Origin of the sequence: Microbispora sp. H13382, from assembly GCF_014161445.1 — a bacterium.
Classification (GTDB): domain Bacteria; phylum Actinomycetota; class Actinomycetes; order Streptosporangiales; family Streptosporangiaceae; genus Microbispora.
Map to the genome: position 1 here is coordinate 152,259 of NZ_JABBXA010000009.1, position 17,711 is coordinate 169,969.

Below are 17,711 nucleotides of genomic sequence, written 5' to 3' on the forward strand. Positions count from 1 at the left end.
CCGGATGACGCAGTTCGAGACCTCCGCACGACCGAAGGCCCTCGGCCTCACGGTCGGCGAGGTGGTGGAGGTCCGCAGCGTCGAGGAGATCATGACCACACTCGACGAGAAGGGCGAGCTCGACGGCCTGCCCTTCATGCCGGAGATGCTGTCGTTCTGCGGGCGGCGGATGACGGTGCACAAGGTGGCCCACAAGCTCTGCGACACGCTGAGCGGCACGGGCATGCGGCGGATGCGGGACGCCGTGCACCTGACCGGGGCGCGCTGCGACGGCTCGGCCCACGGCGGCTGCCAGACCTCGTGCTCGCTGTACTGGAAGGAGGCCTGGCTCAAACGGGTGGACCCGGGCGCGCCCGTGCCCGAGCCCGCACCCGAGCCCGTACGCAGCCTTCCCCTGCTGGAGATCAACTCCCGCGGGGAGCCGGCGGCGGACGGCGAGGTGCGGTACCGCTGCCAGGCGACCGAGCTGCTGCGCGCCGCTCCCGAACCCCTGCCCTTCAGGGACCTCGGCCAGTACGTCACGGACGTCCGGGTGGGCAACGCCGGCGTCCTGGCCACCCTCCGCACGGTCTTCTTCGGGCTGTTCAACCGATTACAGCGGGCGAGCCGCAGGCTGCCCCCCCGGCTGCGGTTCAAGGACGGCATGGCGTGGGGCTTCGTGCCGCCCGGCCCGAACACCACGACCCCGACCGAGCTGAGCGACCTGCAACCGGGCGAGCTCGTGCGGGTCAAGTCGCGGGATGCGATCGTCGCCACGCTCGACACGAAGCGGCTCAACCGCGGGATGGGGTTCGAGGAGGAGATGGCGCGGTACTGCGGGCGCGTGGCCCGGGTCGCCGCGCGCGTGGAACGGTGCATCGACGAGAAGACCGGGCGCATGCTGCAGATGAAGAATCCCTGCATCATCCTCGACGGCGTCGTCTGCGCGGGTGTGTACAAGGCCAACTGCCCACGGGCGTTCGTGCCGTTCTGGCGGGAGATCTGGCTGGAGCGGGTCACCGAGGAGAACTAGGAGTCGGGGAGTGCCGATGCGAGAGAGCCAGGACGCGGAGTCAGCGGAGTCAGCGGAGCCGGCCGAGCCGCCGGACGGCGAGGCCGGTCACCTCCGGGAGATCGGCCGTAAGGCCGGACGCGGGCTCGGCTGGAGCCTGCTCGGCACCCTGGCGACCCGGGCGGGGTCGTTCCTCATGGGCCTCGTCCTGGCCCGTCTGCTGTCCCCGGAGGACTTCGGCATCTACGCGGTCGCGCTGGCCGCGACCCAGTTCGTCATGGTCGTCAAGGACATCGGCGTCATGGCGGCGGTCGTGCAGTGGCGGGGCAGGCTCGAGGACGTCGCGCCGACCGCCACCACCCTCTCGATGATCTCCGCCGTCACCCTGTACGGCGCGTTCTATGTGGGCGCGCCGTACTTCTCCAGCCTCGCGGGCAGCGAGGAGGCCACCCCGGTCGTCCGGCTCCTCACCGCGGTCATCCTCATCGAGGCCGTGACCGCGGTGCGCAGCGCGACACTGCTGCGCAGGTTCCACGTGGGCAAGAGCGCCAAGGCGATCCTGGCGGGGTTCCTGGTGAACGCTCCGGTGGCCATCGCGCTCGCCGCCGGCGGCGCCGGGCCGTACAGCTTCGCCTGGGGACAGGTGGCCGGCGCCGTGGTCACCGGCGTGTTCATGCTCGTCTACGCCCGGCTGCCGTGGCGGATGGGATTCGACCGCAGCGTCGCCAAGAGGCTGCTGTGGTTCGGCATCCCCTCCGCCGCGGGCATCGCCCTGGAAGTCGTGCTGCTCAACGTCGGCTACATCATCGTCGGCGCCATCATGGGGCCCGACTGGCTCGGCTTCTACCTGATGGCCTTCAACGTGTCGAGCTGGGTCCCCGGACTGATCGGAACGGCGATCCGTTCGGTGTCCATCGCCGGCTTCTCGCGGCTCGCCGAGCGTGACGAGGAGTCGCTGTCGCTCGGCGTGCAGAAGTCGGTGCCCATCCTGGTCACCGCGATCCTGCCGCTGGCCGTGGCCATGGCGGTGCTCGCCCACCCGCTCATCCACTTCCTGTACGGCGACAAGTGGGGGCAGGCGGCCGGCGTCCTGCGGTTCCTCGCGGTGCTGATGGTGGTGCGCATGCTCACCTCCTTCGCCCTGGACATCCTCAACGGGCAGGGCGCCACCCGCTCGACCGTCTGGATGAACCTGGGGTACGGCGTGGCCCTGATCCCCGCGGTGATCGTCGGCACGCACCTCGACGGCATCCGGGGCGCGGCCGTCGGCCAGGCGGCGGCCGCGCTGCTGGTGGCCCTTCCGCTCGCGATGCTCGCCGTGCAGCGCACCGGGGTGCGGCTGCGGCCGATCCTGCCCCAGCTGGTACGGCCGTTCGCCGGGGCCGCGGTGTCGTTCGCGGTCACCGTGGGCCTGGCCGCGCTGACCGGGGGCAGCCAGTTCCTCCAGCTCGTCGTCGGAGGCGCCGGAGGACTGCTGGTCTACGTGCTGATCGTGGTGCCGCTGCACCAGATGAGAACGGTGGGCGGCCACGTTATGGAGCGGCTGCCCGCCGGCCACCGGCATCCGGTGCCGGTCGAGGCGACGGCGAAGGAGCGCTGAGTTGGGAGATTCACGGAGACTCGTCTCCATCGGCATACCGGTCCGCAACGGCGCCGACCGGCTGGAGGAGGCCGTGCGGTCCGTCCTCGCCCAGGACCACGAACGGCTCGAGGTCGTCATCTCGGACAACGCGTCCACGGACGGCACCGAGGAGCTGTGCCGGCGGCTCGCCAGGGAGGACTCCCGCGTCGTCTACCACCGCCAGCCCCGCAACATCGGCATCGTCGGCAACTTCACCGAGGTGCAGCGGCTGGCGCGGGGCGAGTTCTTCCGCTGGATGGGCGACGACGACCATCTCGAGCCGCACTGCGTGTCCCGTTCGATCGAGCCGCTCCTGACCGATGAGCGGCTCATCCTGGTGACCTCGGACACGGCGTACACCAGCCCGGACGGCTCGGTCCACCGGCCGGCCTACCAGGGCACGGGGATGCTCTCCGCCGACCCCGTCGACCGGCTGGCGGAGCTGTGGGACGCGGTCACCACCGAGCACATGCGCCTCGACCCGTTGTACGGCATGATGCGGCGCGCGGCGGTGGTGGGCATCCGCAGACCCGTGATGATCCGCGAGGACGAGGTGTACGCCACCGTGCTCGCCCTGACCGGGCCGTGGGGCCACGTCCCCGAGGTGCTGGCCCACCGCAGCCTGCGCTGGAAGCGGCTGCCGCACATCGCCCGGGCCATCGGCGTGCCGGTGTGGACCGCGCACTTCGCCAACACGCTCCAGTTCCGCGCGATGTACCGGGCGCTGCGCGCCACGGACCTCACCCCCGAGCAGCGCCGCCGGGGCCGGGCCGTGCTGGCCCGCATATACGGGCGCCGCCAGCGCCAGGTGCTGGCCCACCGCGGCCGCAGGCTCACCGGTCTCGCCGTCCGCCTCCTGGGAGGCTGACCCGCGGGCACGGCGGCCGCAATCCACCCACGCGACCAGAAGAAAGGCCGACCCCCTATGACGTCCTCGCCGCGAAGCGGGTTCGACCGGACCGTGATACGCCTCGTCCGGGTGCTGATGCAGCCCGGACGGTCGGTTCTCGCCGTCATGCGCCGCCTGCCCTTCGGCTCGTACGAGCTGCGCTGCGCTCTCGATCTCTACCCCCGGCCGCACTACGCCTACGGCGTCCAGCAGGCGGCCGCGCTGGCCAGGCGGCTCGGCGTCGACCGCATCAGCGTGGTCGAGTTCGGCGTCGCGGGCGGCGCGGGCCTGGTCGAGATGTCCCGCCAGGCGCGGCTGGCCACCGCCGCCACCGGCGTGCGGATCGACGTGTACGGCTTCGACACGGGAGAGGGCCTGCCGAAGCCGACCGACTACCGCGACCTGCCCTATATCTGGCGCGAGGGCGACTTCAGCATGGACGTCGCGGCCCTGCGCGCGCGCCTGCCCGAGGCGCACCTGGTCCTCGGGAACATCACGGACACCGTGGCGGAATTCCTGGACGACAGGCGGCCCGCGCCGATCGGCTTCGTCTCCGTCGACGTGGACTTCTACTCCTCCACGGCCGCCGCGCTGAGGATCTTCACGGGCGACCACAAGTATTTCCTGCCCCGCGTCTTCTGCTATCTGGACGACACCGTCGGCGACGACGACCAGATCCTGCACAACGACTACGTCGGCGAGCTGCGGGCCATCAGTGAGTTCAACGAGGCGAACGAGACCCTGAAGATCGCCCCGATCAACGGCCTGCGTCACAAGCGGGCCGTGCCCGCGCCCTGGAACGACAACATCGTCGCGCTGCACCGCTTCGACCACCCCGACTACGGCCGGTACGTCGGCCGCCCCGACAGCCAGACGGAGCTGCCGCTCTGAATCGGAGAGCTTGGGCGGCGGCTACCGGATTCGTCCGCAGTGTTCCGGCCTTCAGGCCGGGGGTGAAGCGGACTTGCCCGTGTAGCGGGGCAGGGAAAGCTGACTCGCCGTCAGGCGGATCGGCGTCTTAGCAGATCAGACGGGGCGGTTTTGCTGTTCGATGTATTGGCGCAGGACGCTGATCGGTGCGCCGTCCACCGATCCGGCGAAGTAGGAGCCCGACCACAGCTTGTTCGCCCGGTAGTAGTGGCGGGCCAGTTCGGGGAACTCTTGCCGCATCCGGCGGGAGGAGACGCCCTTGAGGCTGTTGACGAGCCGGGACAGGGCGATCTTGGGCGGGAAGTGGACCAGCAGGTGAACGTGGCTGGCCTCGCCGTTGAACTCGGCCAGTTCGGTCTCGAAGTCGGCGCAGACGTCCCGCATGATCTGTTCCATGCGCTCCAGGTGGGCCCCGGTGAATACCCGATGCCGGAACTTGGTGAGGAAAACCAAGTGGGCGTGCAGGACGAAAACACAGTGTCTGCCGGTTCTGATGTCCCCATGGTCGGCCATAGGCCAATGGTAAGATCATGGCGTGCAGCTCCGGTACAACTACCGCCTGTCCCCGACGCCGGGTCAGCGTCAAGCGCTGGCACGGGCCTTCGGGTGCGCCAGGGTGGTGTTCAACGACGCGCTGCGCGCACGGACCGACGCCCGCGAGCAGGGCTTGCCGTACGTCTCGGACGGGGAGTTGTCCAAGCGGGTCATCACCCAGGCGAAGCAGACCCCGGAACGCTCCTGGCTGGGCGAAGTCTCAGCCGTGGTGTTACAGCAGGCGCTTGCCGATCTGAACACCGCGTACCGGAACTTCTTCGACTCGATGAGTGGGAAGCGGCATGGGGCGAAGGTCGCCCCGCCCCGGTTCCGGTCCCGCAAGGACAACCGGCAGGCGATCCGCTTCACCCGCAACGCCCGGTTCCAGGTCACGGCGGGCGGGAAGCTGCGCCTGCCGAAGATCGGCGATGTGCCGGTTCGCTGGTCGCGGGACCTGCCCGCCGGACCGTCCTCGGTGACGGTGGTCAAGGACGCGGCCGGCCGATACTTCGCATCCTTTGTGATCGAGGTCGCCGAGCAGCCCCTGCCATCGGTCGAGCCCGAGGCCGGGATCGATCTTGGGCTGTCGGCCTTCGCGGTCGTGTCCAACGGCCGGAAGATCACCGCACCGCGTTTCCTGCGCCGGGCGGAGAAGAAACTCAAGCGGCTCCAGCGGGCGCTGTCCCGCAAAGTTAAGGGGTCGAACAACCGGGCCAAGGCCCGGCTGGCGGTTGCCCGCCAGCACGCGAAGGTCGCCGACGCGCGCCGCGAGTTCCACCACCAGCTCTCCACCCGGATAGTCCGCGATAACCAAGCGATCTACGTGGAGGACCTGGCGGTCAAGGGGCTGGCGCGCACCAGGTTGGCCAAGAGCGTGCACGACGCGGGCTGGTCGGCGTTCGTCGGGATGCTGGAGTACAAAGCTCGCCTGTACGGGCGCACATTCCACCGGATCGACCGGTGGTTCCCCTCCTCCAAGCTCTGCTCGGAATGCGGGGTAGTGGCCGAGTCGATGCGGCTGAACGTCCGGGAGTGGACTTGCCCATGTGGGGCGGTCCACGACCGGGACGTCAACGCCGCGAAGAACATCCTCGCCGCCGGACGGGCGGAGAGGTTAAACGCCTGTGGAGCGCAGGTAAGACCAGGCCCTGGCCTGGCACAGCGCGAGGAAGCAGGAAGCCTCAGAGGTGCCGCGTGACCGCGCGGCACGGGCTGAATCCCCGGCCTTCAGGCCGGGGAGCGCGTCAACGCCGGAGGACCGCCGCCCGCAGCGCGCCCCAGCCGCGGTGGCGCTGGAACGGCAGCTCGAAGACCGACGCGAACAGCCACGCCGCGAGCAGCGTGAGCGGCACGGTCAGCACGAGGGTGGCCAGGAACATCGTCACGCCCGGGGCGAGACGGGGGGCGAGGACCATGCGGTTCACCACCACCACAATCGGCGCGTGGATGAGGTAGAGGCTGTAGGAGAACGAGCCGAGCCGGCGCAGCGCCCGCGTGTCGAGCAGGCGCACGAGGGGCCGGGGCTTACCGGCCGCCACTGAGGCGAGCAGCAGCCCGACCGCCGGGCCGACGGCCAGGTCGACCCAGAAGTAGTGGTCGACCGTCCACTCGGGACCACGCACGACGATCAGCAGGACGACGGGTGCGGCGGCGGCCAGGGCCAGCCAGGGGAGGCGCGACGGCCACGGCGACGCCTGCCCGTGCGCGTTCCCGGGCGCCGTCATGCCCGGCGTCATACCCGCGGTCATGCGCGCCGCCACCCCCGCGGCGACCGCGCCGATCGCGAAGAGCACCGCGAACTGCGGGGTCAGCCGCATGAACAGGTCCACCGCGGGGACGCTCGGCGCGAGCAGCCCCATGAGGGCCACGACGACGGTCAGGACGGCGAGCAGGACGGCCGCGCCGGCCCGCCGCAGCACGAGGAGCATCAGCGGGAACACGACGTAGAGCTGCGCCTCCACCGCGATGGACCAGAAGGCGCCGTTGGGGCTCGGCGAGCCGAACAGGTCCTGGACCAGCAGGCCGTAGACGACGACGGACTTCACGGTCGGGCTGCCCTGCCCGGGCTGCGGGATCAGCGTCCACGCGACCACGAGGCTGAACAGCAGGGCCGCCCAGTAGGGCGGGAGGATGCGCCAGGCCCGCCGGTAGGCGAACCGGCGCAGGCCGTTCAGCCGCCAGCCCGACCTCGCCGGCGAGACCGCGAGCGAGAACCCCGACAGGACGATGAACATCACCACCGCGAGGTGCCCGTAGACGAGCCAACCGGCCCACGCGGGGCCCGTGTCGGCGGGGAAACCCGGGAAGGACAGCAGCCAGCAGTGGTGCAGGACCACGAACAGGGCCGCGATCCCGCGGATCCCGTCGAGGCCCGGCAGACGCGCGGGCGCGCGTGTCGCCCGGGTGGACGGGGCCGTCGCCTGGTCCGCAGTGGACTCCATCCGCCGCACTCCCGTCGTCGCCCGGACCGGTCGCCGCAACGTATATCGGCGGAAGTTCGCCGAACGTAACCACCCGGCGCGGGACACCGGAACGTTGTAACGTGACAGCCGCGCGTGACGATGTATCCAAGCAGGGTCCGGACGCCTGCTGGCAGGCCGACGGCACTGGACAGGCCGGGGGGATACGTGGAGTTCTGGACGACGATCGCCGGTCTCCTGCGGAAATGGTCGATCGGACTCCCCCTGCTGGCGATCTCGATCCTGGCCGGCACGGTCACCTTCATCGTCGCCCCGACCCGTTACGAGGCGGACACCTCGCTGGTGCTGGCCACGCCTGTCAACGGCGGCGTCTACTCCAGGGACCCGAACCGCCCGCTGCCCCGGGGCAACCCGCTCCTGCAGTTCAACGACGCGCTGAAGACGGCCGCGAGCATCGTCATCCAGTCCATGAACACGCAGGACGTGTGGACGCAGCTCGGCGCGCCCAAGGACGGGCCCACGACGATCACGATCGACGACGGGCGCAGCAACCCAAGGGTTCTGGACATCAGCGGGCCCTACATCTACATCCGCGTCGTGGCGCCGTCCCCGGCGGTCGCCTCCAGCGTTCTGACGAAGGCGCAGCGGCGCGTCCGCGACGAGCTGACGGGGTGGCAGCAGACGCTCGGCGCCCCGCCCTCGACCTATCTCACGGTCGCCAACATCGTGCCGCCCTCCAAGCCGGAGGCCATGCTGTCCACGCGGTGGCAGGTGGCGGCCGGCGCCGGCCTCCTGGTCGCCTGCGCGGGTCTCGGCCTGGTCTACGCCCTGACGCGCAGAGGCGAGCGCCCGCTGCGCCGCAAGGCGCCGCCGCCCCCGCGCGGCTCCGCGCCGCCGGCCGCCGCCGCGCTCCCGGCGGTTCCCGTCGCTTCCGTCGCTCCCGTCGTCTCCGCGTACGAGGACGACGACGTGGACGTGGTCCTGTGGGACACCCAGGAGATCGTCATCGTGACGGAGCCGGTGAAGGGGCAGGACGCGGCCGAGGCGCTGCGCGCCGACGACGACCGTCGCTTCGCGAGTGTGATCAGAGACGCGCGCACGGACGACGACAAGGACTGACGCATGGACTTCTGGGCGACGGTCCTCGTCCTGTTCCGGCGGTGGTACGTCACCTTCCCCGTCTTCGTGCTCGTGCTCGCGGGGGCGGCCGGCGTCTACGTCATGTTCCCGAAGACCTTCGTATGCTCCTCGAGCCTCGTGCTGACCGTCCCCCGCGACGGGGGCAGCCTGCCCGCGGACCCCAAGTTCCCCAACCCGGTGACGAACCCGCTGGTCAACGTCGACAGCGGGCTGGGCCTTTCCGCCTCGATCCTCATCCAGGGCCTCACCACGGGCGAGGTCGCGCAGCAGGTGGGGGTGACGCCCGGCGGACGGACCACGTTCAAGGTCAGCAACGGCACGACGAACCCGGAGCTGATGATCACGCTGCCGTTCGTCGTCATCTCCGCGGAGGCCCCGACGGCGCAGGAGGCCCATGACGTGGTGGCGCGGCTCGGCCGGATCGCCAAGGAGAAGCTGGTCGAGCAGCAGCGGGCGCTCGGCGCGCCACGGGCCACCTACCTCAGGGCGTTCGAGGTCGTGCCGCCGACCACCCCCGAGGAGAAGACGGGGAGCAGGCTGCGGGCGGCGTGCGTCGCGCTGGCGATGGGCCTGTTCCTGAGCATGGCCGCCGCCTTCGCCGTCGAGAGCTGGGCGCGGTCCCGTCGCGCCCGCCGCTCCGGTGCCGCGGAGCCGCAGGCGTCCCTCAACGGATCCGCCTATCCGGCCGGCACGCGGACGAAGTCGGCGCCGCTGCTCCGGCACTGACAGCCGTGACCATCGGGAGTCCCGTGAGGATCGACAGCCCGCTGCACAGCCCACTGCACAGCCCGCTGCCCGGGGCGCGCCGGCGCGCCGACGGCGCGACGCTCGTCTGCCTGTTCGCGCTCGCCCTGCTGCTCATCCCGGCCCGGCTGGTCCTGCGTGGGCTGCCGATGTCGCTGACGCTCGCGGACGTCCTCGCCCTCCTGCTCCTCCTCGTATGGCTCCTGGCGCAGTTCACCACCACCCTCGGAGCCGCCAAGGGCGCCAACCCCGTCCGCACCGCGATCTTCGCGTACGGGATGGCGTTCCTGACCTGCTACGGCTTCGCCAGCCTCGGATACCTGCCCTCGGACGAGCTCAACCTGGCGGACCACTCCCTGGTGCTGTTCGCCGGGTACGTCGGGCTCGTGCTCGTGATGTGTGACGGCGTCAGGGGACGGGACCGGCTCGACTTCGTGCTCAAGACGGTCGTGGTGGCCGGGGCGATCGTGTCGGTCGTCGCCGCGTGCCAGTACCTGCTGGAGTTCGACCCCACGACCTACATGTCCCTTCCCGGGTTCCGGCACACCTCCGTCGAGGGCACCGAGACCGTGATGTCGCGGGCGGACCTGCGCCGGGTGGCCGCGACGCTGGGCCACCCGATCGAGTTCGGCGTCTTCTGCTCGATGGTCCTGCCGTTCGCGGCGCACTTCGCCCTGCAGGCGCGGGACCGGGGCGAGCCGTGGCGGCGCTGGTGGCTGTGCGCGGCCCTCATCGCGGCCGGGCTGATGTTCTCGGTCTCCAGGTCGGCCGTGCTCGGGATGGTCGTGGTCGGCGCGGTGCTGTTCACCGGCTGGCCGCTCAGGCGCTGCCTGGTGAGCCTGGGGGCGCTCGCCGTGTTCCTCGGCCTGATGAAGGTGGCGGCCCCCGGACTGCTCGGCACCTTCTACAACCTGTTCGCGAACGCCGGCTCCGACGACAGCATCCTCTACCGCACGCACGACTACCCGTTCGCGCTGACCGAGGTCACCAAGCATCCGCTGTTCGGCCGGGGCATCGGGACCTGGTATCCCTACAAGCACCAGGTGTTCGACAACCAGTACCTGCTCTCGCTGGTCGAGACCGGCGTGGTCGGCGTGGTGGCCTTCGTCGGCGTCATCGTCTGCGGGGTGGTCGTCGCGCTGCGCGCGCGGCGGCTCAGCGGCGATCCCAACGTCCGCAACCTGGCCCTGACCATCGCCGCCTGCCTGCTGGTTCCGCTCGTCGGCGCGGCCACCTTCGACCTGCTGTCCTATCCCGGCGTAACCAGCCTGATGTTCCTGCTGATCGGGGCCGCCGGCGCGCTGCTGCGCGCGCTGAAGGCCGAGAACGCCGCCGCGGCCCCCGCCCCGCCGGCGGCGGCGGTGCCGGCGGGTGCCGGGCTACGCCCCGAGGCGGTCGCGCAGCTCGGCCCAGGACCCGGCTGACAGGTCCCGGCCGCTGATCGCGCCGACCGGCAGCGGCCACGGAAGCGCGAGATCCGGGTCGTCGTACCTCACGGCGAGATCCTCCGACGGGTCGTGCTCCCGGTCGATGCGGTAGCACACGTCGGCCTCGGTCAGCGCCTGGTAGCCGTGCAGGAGACCCGGGGGCACGTACAGATGCGCGAACGTCTCGTCGTCGAGCAGCACCGACAGGTGGCGGCCGAAGGTCGGCGAGCCGGGCCTGGCGTCCACCAGTACGTCCAGGACGGCGCCGCGGGCGCATCGGACGAGCTTGGCCTCGCCACGCCCTGAACGGCCGTGCATGCCGCGGACGGTGCCCTTGCGGGAGCGTGACTGGCTGTCCTGGATGAAGACGGCGGGGTCGAGCCCGTGCTCGGCGGCGACGGCGGCGTCGAAGGTCCGGGTGAAGAAGCCGCGCTCGTCGTGGTGGGGCGTGGGGACGAACAGCAGCACGCCCTCCAGGGCGAGTCGCGTCACTTTCACATGTCTGTAGTCGCGGCGGACGGGCCGGCCGTTACGCCGCTGCCGCAGTGAGCCGCTCCGCCCGCTCACTGCGGCAGCACCCGCATGCGCCTGGAGGGCCGCAGCAGGGCCACCAGCGAGGCCCGCGCCGTACGCCGGCCGGTGAGCGCGCGCAGCGCCTCGCCGAGAACCACGGCCAGATAGAAGGCGAGGGAGGAGACGGGCCCGCGCCGCCGCCGGAACAGCCGCACCCGGTTCGTCGTGAGCAGCGCGGCCAGCACGGGGTTGACGTTCGCCTCGCCGCCGATGTGCTCGACCACGGCCTCGGGTTCGTACCAGAGCGTCCAGCCCCGGTCGGCCGCCCGCAGTGCGAACTCGGTCTCCTCGCTGTAGAGCAGGAAGGACTCGTCCCACGGCCCGAGGTCGCGTACGGCCGCCACGGAGACGAGCAGGGCGGCCCCGGTGGCCCAGGCGGCGGTGCCGGGCGTCCGGTACCGGCGGGGATCGGTGATCACCTCGCCGAGCCGCCCGACGCGGCCCGCGAGCCGTCCGCCGATCACCGCCTCGGCCAGCGCGCCGCGTACGGTGGGGGCGCGGCGCAGGGAGGGATGCGTGTGGCCGTCCGGGCTGACCAGCCGGGGTACGGCGATGCCGCGGCCGGGGGCGCGCAGCGCGGCCGCGAGACGGGTGAGCGCCCCTTCCCGGGTGCGGCAGTCGGGGTTGAGGATGGCGACCGCGTCGACGCGGTCGAGGTGTCCCTCGCGGTCGAGGGCGGCGATGCCCGCGTTGATGGCCGCCGCGTAGCCGGCGTTGCGGCCCACCGGCACCACCGTCGCCCCGGCCCGCTCGGCGAGCGGCACGGACTCGTCCCGTGACGCGTTGTCGGCGACGACCACCTGCACGAGGTCGGCGCCTCGCGCGCCCGCGGCGAGCGACTGCAGGCAGTCCGCCAGCACGCGCGCGCTGTTGTAGGTCACGACGACGACCGCGATCCGCGGGGTCTCGGACATGCGGTCCTCCGGGGGTCGGGAACTGCCCGCCAGGCGCATGCTAGAGGCGGTGCACCCGGGAGGCAACGCATTCCGCGGTCTCGCCCTGGTGTCGCCGGTCGAACGCGGCCACGCGGGCGTCCCGCGCTCAGCGGACTCGGTCGTAGACCATGGCGATCTCGCCCAGCTCGCCGGTCCGCTGATGCGTGAGCGTCCACTTCGTCGCCGGCAGGCCGTCGTCGAACAGCCGCCGCCCGCCCCCGGCGATCTCAGGGAGGATCATGAGGTACAGCCGGTCGAGCAGGTCCGCCGACAGGAGCGGCTTGATGACACTGGCGCTGCTGTTGACGAGGATGTCGCCCTCGCCGGTGGCTTTGAGGCCGGTGACGACCTCGGCGGCGGGGGCGTTCACCACGCGGGTGCGTTCCCACGGCGCTTCGGTCAAGGTGGTCGAGAGGACCACCTTCTCCGTGTCGACCAGCCACTTGGCGTATCCGCGATCACGCGGGTCGGCGTTCTCGTCCTCGGCGACCGGCGGCCAGTAGCCCATGAATCCCTCGGCGTTGATCCGGCCGAGCAGCGCCGTCGTCGCGTCCTCCCAGATGCGGTTCATGTGGTCTCGTGCGACCTCGGTGGTCACGTAGGGAACGAACGCGGCGAAATCGCCGGGCCCGCCGGGACCGTGGTAACGCCCGTCGAGGGTGAGGCTCAGGTTCGCGGTCACCCTGCGGCCGGTCGAGTGGGTCATTTCGTGCTCCTCGTATCCGTGTGGTGCTCGGTGTCGTGTGGGCCGGCGGCGAGAATCGCCGCGAGTCTGTCGATGCTCTGGCCGAAGCCGATCTCGATACCCGCGATGAAGTCCGCGGATTCGACGGTGCTGTCGCTGACGCGGAAGAGGACGTCGAGGTCGGTGCCGGTGCCGGTGCCGGTGGGCCGGAGGCCGAGGTCGACGTGGGCGGTGAAGGCGAGGCTGCCGTCGGGAAGCAGCGGGGAGAGCCGGTACGCGAGGTGTTCATGGAGGCGCACCTCCTCGACGGTTCCCTCCGCGTGCCCGGCGACCAGGTCGGAGCCGTCGGCGTCGTCGGCGTCACGATACTGCTGGACGATCCGCCCACCCGGCCGTGCCTCGAATACGAGCTCGGAGACGCGCAGGTCGTCGGGCGTCCACCAGCGGGCGAGCAGGGAGGTGTCGGTCAGGTGGCGCCAGACCAGCTCCGGATGCCCCATCAGAGAGCGGTGGAACCTGAACGTGCGGCCGTCGGCCCATCCCGGCTCCTCCGCGGCGAGTCGCTCCGCGTGGAGGCTGAGCCCGTAGCGGTCGTAGGTCTCGCGCGCGCCGCCGGCCTGGTCCGCGGTGTCGGCGAGCCGGCCGAGCGCGGCCGCCAGCTCCCGCAGGGGTTCGGGCCGCAGCGCGTAGACGCGGCGCTGGCCGGTGCGCTGTGAGGTGACGATGCCGGCGCGTTCGAGGGTCTGCAGGTGCTTGGTGGTCTGCGGTTGGCGCGCCCCGGAGAGCTGGGCCAGGACGCCGACCGGCCGGGGCCGCTCGGCCAACAGGCTCACAAGCCGCCAGCGGGCCGGGTCGGCCAGTGCGGTGAGGAGTGCCTCCATGAAGGCAAGTATTCCCCTCGAAGAATATTCGTGTCAAGGAATATATGGAGGAGTGCCTGGCCGTACGCGGCGCTGTAACACGGGCGGATTCGCCGCACGATATTCAAGTCGGAGCCTCGCCGTTCCGAGCCGCAGGGAAAGCGTCCGGCGGATCGTGCGGTGGCGAGCGCGGGCGCGACGGATCGAGACAGACACCTTTCAGCCGGCGGCGAGGGAGAGATCGATGCAGGAGACCCAGGCGTTCACCTTCCGTCGGGAGGACCTGTTCCCGCTGGCCGACAGCCGGCGCGAGGACTTCCTCGGCGCCTCGCCGTTCCGGCACGTGGTGATCGACGATTTCCTGCCGCCCGGCGTGCTGGAGCCGATCCTCGAGGAGTTCCCGGAGCCGCGGGACGCGAGCTGGCAGCAGTTCGACAGCTCGCGCGAGATCAAGCTCGCGCTGGCGGACACCGAGCGGATGGGCCCCGCCACCCGCCACCTGCTCGCCGAGTTCAACGGCCAGGTGTTCGTCGAGTTCCTCGAACGGCTGACGGGGATCACGCAGCTCGTGTCCGATCCGCACCTGGAGGGCGGCGGCCTGCACCAGATCAAGCCCGGCGGGTTCCTGAAGGTGCACGCCGACTTCAACCGGCACCGCAGGCTCAACCTCGACCGTCGGCTCAACGGGCTGCTCTACCTGAACAAGGACTGGAAAGAGGACTACGGCGGTCACCTGCAGCTCTGGGACAAGGACATGGCCCACTGCGAGCACAAGATCCTGCCGGTCTTCAACCGCTTCGTCGTCTTCGCCACGACCGACGATGCGAACCACGGGCACCCCGATCCGCTGACGTGCCCGGACGACCGGGCCCGCCGTTCGATGGCGCTGTACTACTACTCGAACGGCCGGCCGGAGGAGGAGGCGGGCGCGGACCACACGACCGTCTTCAAGCAGCGGCCCGGTGAGCAGTGGAAGAGCAGCTTCCGTCAGACGGTGAAGCGCTGGACGCCCCCGGCGCTGGTGGACCTGCTCAGCCGCGACGGCAAGGCGTAGCCGGACGGGGCGCGGGAGGCTCGCCGCCGGTATTCCCCGCGTGGGACGGACCCGCCCGGTACGGTGATGGCGGCCGGAGATCCGCCCGGATGCACGGCGCCGACATGCCCGCACGACGGGCGCAGGGGGGAGAGCGCGGTGAGCCGCATCACGTCACGCCGGTGCGTCCGCATCGCCCGCGGAATCGGCCCGGCATGCGCCGGGCGGTGACGAGGCGTACGGCGGTCCTGCTCGCGGGAGCCGTACTGGTGACCTCGCAGACCGCGTGCCAGGCGACCACGGACGGCGGCCCGAAGCGTCCGACCCCCTCGGCGACGCCGTCGGCGCGAACCACGCCGAGCCCCGCGCCCTCACCGTCGCGGCCGGCGGCCTGGCCGGGACCGGACAACACCGGAGTGCCGAAGGGGACGAAGCTGCGCCCGTCCGGGTCGATCATCGTGACCAGGGACGGCACGGTCATCGACGGCCTGGAGGTACACGGCGCGATCACGGTCGAGGCCGACGACGTGACCATCCGCAACACCAGGGTCCGCGGTACGCCGGGCTGGTGGGGGATCCTCCAGCGGCAGGGGCACTCGGGGCTGACGGTCGAGGACGTCGAGATCTTCGGCAACGGCAGGGAACGCACGCAGTTCGGCGTTCTGAACCAGGGCGTAATGATCACCGTGCGGCGGGCGAATATCCACACGATTTCCAACGGCATCAGCACCGAGCAGGGCCTGATCGAGGACAACTACGTCCATGATCCGAAGCTCTACAAAGACGATCACGTCGATATGATCATGTCGTCCGGACCGCCCGCCCGGGGAACCGAATTGATCATTCGCCACAATACGGCGGTCAATACGCTCGACCAGACCAGCGCCATCGCGCTGTTCCAGGATTTCGGCGTGATCCGCGACGTGACGGTGGAGGGCAACCTGCTGGCGGGCGGCGGCTGGGCGTTGTACGCCGGGGCGGGCGTCAAGGGCACCTCGTCGCACGTCAAGGTCATCGGCAACGTCTTCAGCCGCAGGGTGTGGCCCAAGGGCGGATTCGCGGGTCCGGTGGCGTACTGGGACGCCCATGGCCGTGGGAACGTCTGGCGGGACAACGTCTGGGAGGGCGGCGGGAAGGTAACGCCCGAATAACACCCTTTGGCGCCTGAATGCGATTTATACGCGGATTGGGACGCATGTAGATTGCGCTGAAAATGGTTCCTTTTGTGAAAACAGCCCACATTGTGTGTCAGGTGTGGCTACCCTCCCGAAGGAGCCTCCCCCTATAGAGGCGGACAGTCGGCATAACCGTGGACCGGAAGGAGTCGACTGTGCGGGTATATAAGGACACCCGGAAAAGCGGGCTGCTGGTCGTGGCGGGTCTGTCCGCCCTCGTCGTCCTCGCCGGCGGCGGATGCGGCGTCAGTGGTCAGGACGCGTCCGACGGAACGGTCACGCTGACGGGCGCCGGCACGCGAGACGGCACGCGAGACGGCGCGGAGCAGGACGCGCGGGCGAAACCGCGGGCGGCCGGCGCCGAGGCGGTCAGGGCCTCGACATCCTCCCGCCGCGACCGCGCAGGGGCGACGCCGGCTCCCACGGGGCGGCGGAACCCGTATCCGGCGGTCACCTGGTGGACCACCCTGCCACCGCGGAGGGGACACCGGCCCACAGCGCGGCCCACAGCGCGACCCACTGTGCGGCCCACTCCGAGGGTGTCCTGGACGGCGAGACCGTCGGCCTCTCCGCGTCCGGGCGTCTCGGCCGGCCCCCCGCCGGAGGCGTCGCCGACCACCCGCCCGACGACTCGCCCGACATTCTGGCCGACCCACCGGCCGACAGTCCGTCCCACGCGCAGCCCTTCTTCCAGCGCCGTCCCCACGCGCAGCCCCTCTCCCGGCGTCGTTCCTTCGCGTAGCGCGACCCCTTCGCGTAGCGCGCGTCCCTCGCCCGACGTGACGCCCTCACCCAGCGCGACACACAGCCCGGTGCACAGTCCGGCGTACAGCCCGTCGCGCACCCCCTCCCCGGACCGGCCCTCGCCGACGCCGTCGAGGTCCGCGTCCGCCCGCCCTTCCCCGGCACCTTCGAACGAGCCGACGCCGCCGCGTACGGGAGCCTGGCCGGGCCCGGGCAACACGGGAGTCCCCGCGGGTGTCACGCTCAAGAGGTCCGACTCGCTCGTCATCACCAAGGACGGCACGGTCATCGACGGCCTGGACGTCTACGGCGACATCACGGTGGACGCGGACAACGTGACCATCCGCAACACGCGGGTCCGCGGGCAGCGGGACTACTGGGGGATCCTCCAGCGTGAGGGCCACTCGGGGCTGACGGTCGAGGACGTCGAGGTCTTCGGCAACGGCAAGGTGCGCACCCAGTTCGGCATCCTCAACCAGGGGAGGATGATCACGATCCGGCGCGTGGACATCCACACGATCTCGAACGGCATCTGCACCGAGCAGGGCGTGGTGGAGGATTCCTACCTCCACGACCCCAAGTACTACTCGGGCGACCACACGGACATGATCATGAGCACCAGCGCGCCGGCCAAGGGCACGCAGCTGATCATCCGGCGCAACACGGTCATCAACACGCTCGACCAGACCGGCGCCATCGCGTTGTTCCAGGATTTCGGCGTGATCCGCGACGTGACGGTGGAGGGCAACCTGCTGGCGGGCGGCGGCTGGGCGTTGTACGCCGGGGCGGGCACCAAGGGCACCTCGTCGAACGTCAAGGTCATCGGCAACGTCTTCAGCCGTCAGGTGTGGCCCAAGGGCGGGCACGCCGGCCCGGTGGCCTACTGGGACCACGAGGGCTCCGGCAACGTCTGGCAGGGCAACACCTGGGAGGACGGCGGGGCCGTGAACCCCGACAAGTCGTGACGACGACGAGCGGCCGGGCCCTCGGCGGGGCCCGGCCGCTCGTCC

At 70.9% G+C, this 17,711-nt stretch carries 19 protein-coding genes; 12 read left to right on the forward strand and 7 right to left on the reverse strand.

Translation table 11 applies throughout. From position 1 onward, the window contains the following. Positions 1 to 4: 4 nt before the first annotated feature. The 4 genes from HHX41_RS19855 to HHX41_RS19870 all read left to right on the forward strand — a co-directional run bounded on the left by HHX41_RS19855 (position 5) and on the right by HHX41_RS19870 (position 4,392). On the forward strand, positions 5 to 1,012 hold the full coding sequence (locus HHX41_RS19855; RefSeq protein WP_182907170.1) for a hypothetical protein: 1,008 nt from the start codon (positions 5 to 7) through the stop codon (positions 1,010 to 1,012). A gap of 16 nt (positions 1,013 to 1,028) precedes the next feature. Next, positions 1,029 to 2,591, forward strand: a complete 1,563-nt coding sequence (locus HHX41_RS19860) for an oligosaccharide flippase family protein (protein ID WP_182907171.1) — start codon at positions 1,029 to 1,031, stop codon at positions 2,589 to 2,591. A gap of 1 nt (position 2,592) precedes the next feature. Then, a complete protein-coding gene (locus HHX41_RS19865) occupies positions 2,593 to 3,480 on the forward strand; it encodes a glycosyltransferase family 2 protein (protein WP_169981227.1) in 888 nt (295 codons plus the stop codon). A gap of 93 nt (positions 3,481 to 3,573) precedes the next feature. After that, positions 3,574 to 4,392 (forward strand): hypothetical protein, encoded by an 819-nt coding sequence (locus tag HHX41_RS19870; RefSeq protein WP_182907172.1) that lies wholly within the window; start codon positions 3,574 to 3,576, stop codon positions 4,390 to 4,392. Between the two features lie 135 nt (positions 4,393 to 4,527). Here HHX41_RS19870 and tnpA read toward each other — a convergent pair whose 3' ends face one another. After that, positions 4,528 to 4,944: an IS200/IS605 family transposase gene (gene tnpA / locus HHX41_RS19875; RefSeq protein ID WP_182907173.1), complete on the reverse strand. Its 417-nt coding sequence runs from the start codon at positions 4,942 to 4,944 to the stop codon at positions 4,528 to 4,530. 22 nt (positions 4,945 to 4,966) lie between these two features. On the opposite strand from tnpA, the gene HHX41_RS19880 reads away from it, so the two are divergent. After that, a complete protein-coding gene (locus HHX41_RS19880; protein WP_182907174.1) occupies positions 4,967 to 6,163 on the forward strand; it encodes an RNA-guided endonuclease TnpB family protein in 1,197 nt (398 codons plus the stop codon). A 46-nt stretch (positions 6,164 to 6,209) separates the two neighbouring features. Here HHX41_RS19880 and HHX41_RS19885 read toward each other — a convergent pair whose 3' ends face one another. Next, complete coding sequence (locus tag HHX41_RS19885; protein WP_169981233.1) at positions 6,210 to 7,406, reverse strand: acyltransferase; 1,197 nt, start codon at positions 7,404 to 7,406, stop codon at positions 6,210 to 6,212. Between the two features lie 186 nt (positions 7,407 to 7,592). Between HHX41_RS19885 and HHX41_RS19890 the strand changes: the two genes are divergently transcribed. From HHX41_RS19890 to HHX41_RS19900, 3 genes are read left to right on the forward strand one after another with little or no spacing between them, the layout of a single operon-like run. Continuing rightward, positions 7,593 to 8,504 (forward strand): hypothetical protein, encoded by a 912-nt coding sequence (locus tag HHX41_RS19890; protein ID WP_182907175.1) that lies wholly within the window; start codon positions 7,593 to 7,595, stop codon positions 8,502 to 8,504. Between the two features lie 3 nt (positions 8,505 to 8,507). Continuing rightward, entirely contained in the window at positions 8,508 to 9,251 is a 744-nt protein-coding gene (locus HHX41_RS19895; RefSeq protein WP_182907176.1) for a hypothetical protein, read from the forward strand. Between the two features lie 23 nt (positions 9,252 to 9,274). Next, on the forward strand, positions 9,275 to 10,693 hold the full coding sequence (locus HHX41_RS19900; RefSeq protein WP_310742075.1) for an O-antigen ligase family protein: 1,419 nt from the start codon (positions 9,275 to 9,277) through the stop codon (positions 10,691 to 10,693). Here HHX41_RS19900 and HHX41_RS19905 read toward each other — a convergent pair. From HHX41_RS19905 to HHX41_RS19920, 4 genes are all read right to left on the reverse strand, one after another. After that, on the reverse strand, positions 10,649 to 11,188 hold the full coding sequence (locus HHX41_RS19905) for a dTDP-4-dehydrorhamnose 3,5-epimerase family protein (RefSeq protein ID WP_310742076.1): 540 nt from the start codon (positions 11,186 to 11,188) through the stop codon (positions 10,649 to 10,651). The genes HHX41_RS19900 and HHX41_RS19905 overlap by 45 nt on opposite strands. A gap of 71 nt (positions 11,189 to 11,259) precedes the next feature. Then, positions 11,260 to 12,183 carry a glycosyltransferase family 2 protein gene (locus HHX41_RS19910; RefSeq protein WP_182907177.1) on the reverse strand — a complete coding sequence of 308 codons (924 nt, stop codon included), beginning with the start codon at positions 12,181 to 12,183 and terminating at the stop codon, positions 11,260 to 11,262. A 127-nt stretch (positions 12,184 to 12,310) separates the two neighbouring features. Continuing rightward, positions 12,311 to 12,910 (reverse strand): dihydrofolate reductase family protein, encoded by a 600-nt coding sequence (locus HHX41_RS19915; RefSeq protein WP_182907178.1) that lies wholly within the window; start codon positions 12,908 to 12,910, stop codon positions 12,311 to 12,313. Further along, entirely contained in the window at positions 12,907 to 13,770 is an 864-nt protein-coding gene (locus tag HHX41_RS19920) for a metalloregulator ArsR/SmtB family transcription factor (protein ID WP_182907179.1), read from the reverse strand. Before HHX41_RS19920 ends, HHX41_RS19915 begins: the two co-directional genes overlap by 4 nt. Positions 13,771 to 13,993: 223 nt before the next feature. Between HHX41_RS19920 and HHX41_RS19925 the strand changes: the two genes are divergently transcribed. Then, positions 13,994 to 14,803 carry a 2OG-Fe(II) oxygenase gene (locus tag HHX41_RS19925; RefSeq protein WP_169981241.1) on the forward strand — a complete coding sequence of 270 codons (810 nt, stop codon included), beginning with the start codon at positions 13,994 to 13,996 and terminating at the stop codon, positions 14,801 to 14,803. A 148-nt stretch (positions 14,804 to 14,951) separates the two neighbouring features. Here HHX41_RS19925 and HHX41_RS19930 read toward each other — a convergent pair whose 3' ends face one another. Beyond that, positions 14,952 to 15,263: a hypothetical protein gene (locus tag HHX41_RS19930; protein ID WP_182907180.1), complete on the reverse strand. Its 312-nt coding sequence runs from the start codon at positions 15,261 to 15,263 to the stop codon at positions 14,952 to 14,954. A gap of 46 nt (positions 15,264 to 15,309) precedes the next feature. Between HHX41_RS19930 and HHX41_RS19935 the strand changes: the two genes are divergently transcribed. The 3 genes from HHX41_RS19935 (at position 15,310) to HHX41_RS19945 (ending at position 17,666) form a co-directional block, all read left to right on the forward strand. Then, positions 15,310 to 15,933 (forward strand): right-handed parallel beta-helix repeat-containing protein, encoded by a 624-nt coding sequence (locus HHX41_RS19935; protein ID WP_169981243.1) that lies wholly within the window; start codon positions 15,310 to 15,312, stop codon positions 15,931 to 15,933. 481 nt (positions 15,934 to 16,414) lie between these two features. Next, the gene (locus tag HHX41_RS19940) at positions 16,415 to 16,699 is read left to right on the forward strand and encodes a hypothetical protein (protein WP_182907181.1); all 285 of its coding nucleotides are present in this window, start codon (positions 16,415 to 16,417) and stop codon (positions 16,697 to 16,699) included. Between the two features lie 70 nt (positions 16,700 to 16,769). After that, complete coding sequence (locus tag HHX41_RS19945) at positions 16,770 to 17,666, forward strand: hypothetical protein (protein ID WP_169981247.1); 897 nt, start codon at positions 16,770 to 16,772, stop codon at positions 17,664 to 17,666. Positions 17,667 to 17,711: the final 45 nt, after the last annotated feature.

What these genes read in the sequence shown, in the direction of transcription:
- HHX41_RS19855 (WP_182907170.1), top strand. Translation starts at nt 5, where the DNA reads ATGACGCAGTTCGAGACCTCCGCACGACCGAAGGCCCTCGGCCTCACG.
- HHX41_RS19860 (WP_182907171.1), top strand. Translation starts at nt 1,029, where the DNA reads ATGCGAGAGAGCCAGGACGCGGAGTCAGCGGAGTCAGCGGAGCCGGCC.
- tnpA (WP_182907173.1), bottom strand. Translation starts at nt 4,944, where the DNA reads ATGGCCGACCATGGGGACATCAGAACCGGCAGACACTGTGTTTTCGTC.
- HHX41_RS19885 (WP_169981233.1), bottom strand. Translation starts at nt 7,406, where the DNA reads ATGGAGTCCACTGCGGACCAGGCGACGGCCCCGTCCACCCGGGCGACA.
- HHX41_RS19895 (WP_182907176.1), top strand. Translation starts at nt 8,508, where the DNA reads ATGGACTTCTGGGCGACGGTCCTCGTCCTGTTCCGGCGGTGGTACGTC.
- HHX41_RS19910 (WP_182907177.1), bottom strand. Translation starts at nt 12,183, where the DNA reads ATGTCCGAGACCCCGCGGATCGCGGTCGTCGTCGTGACCTACAACAGC.
- HHX41_RS19915 (WP_182907178.1), bottom strand. Translation starts at nt 12,910, where the DNA reads ATGACCCACTCGACCGGCCGCAGGGTGACCGCGAACCTGAGCCTCACC.
- HHX41_RS19920 (WP_182907179.1), bottom strand. Translation starts at nt 13,770, where the DNA reads ATGGAGGCACTCCTCACCGCACTGGCCGACCCGGCCCGCTGGCGGCTT.
- HHX41_RS19925 (WP_169981241.1), top strand. Translation starts at nt 13,994, where the DNA reads ATGCAGGAGACCCAGGCGTTCACCTTCCGTCGGGAGGACCTGTTCCCG.
- HHX41_RS19930 (WP_182907180.1), bottom strand. Translation starts at nt 15,263, where the DNA reads ATGACCGTGCCGTCCCTGGTCACGATGATCGACCCGGACGGGCGCAGC.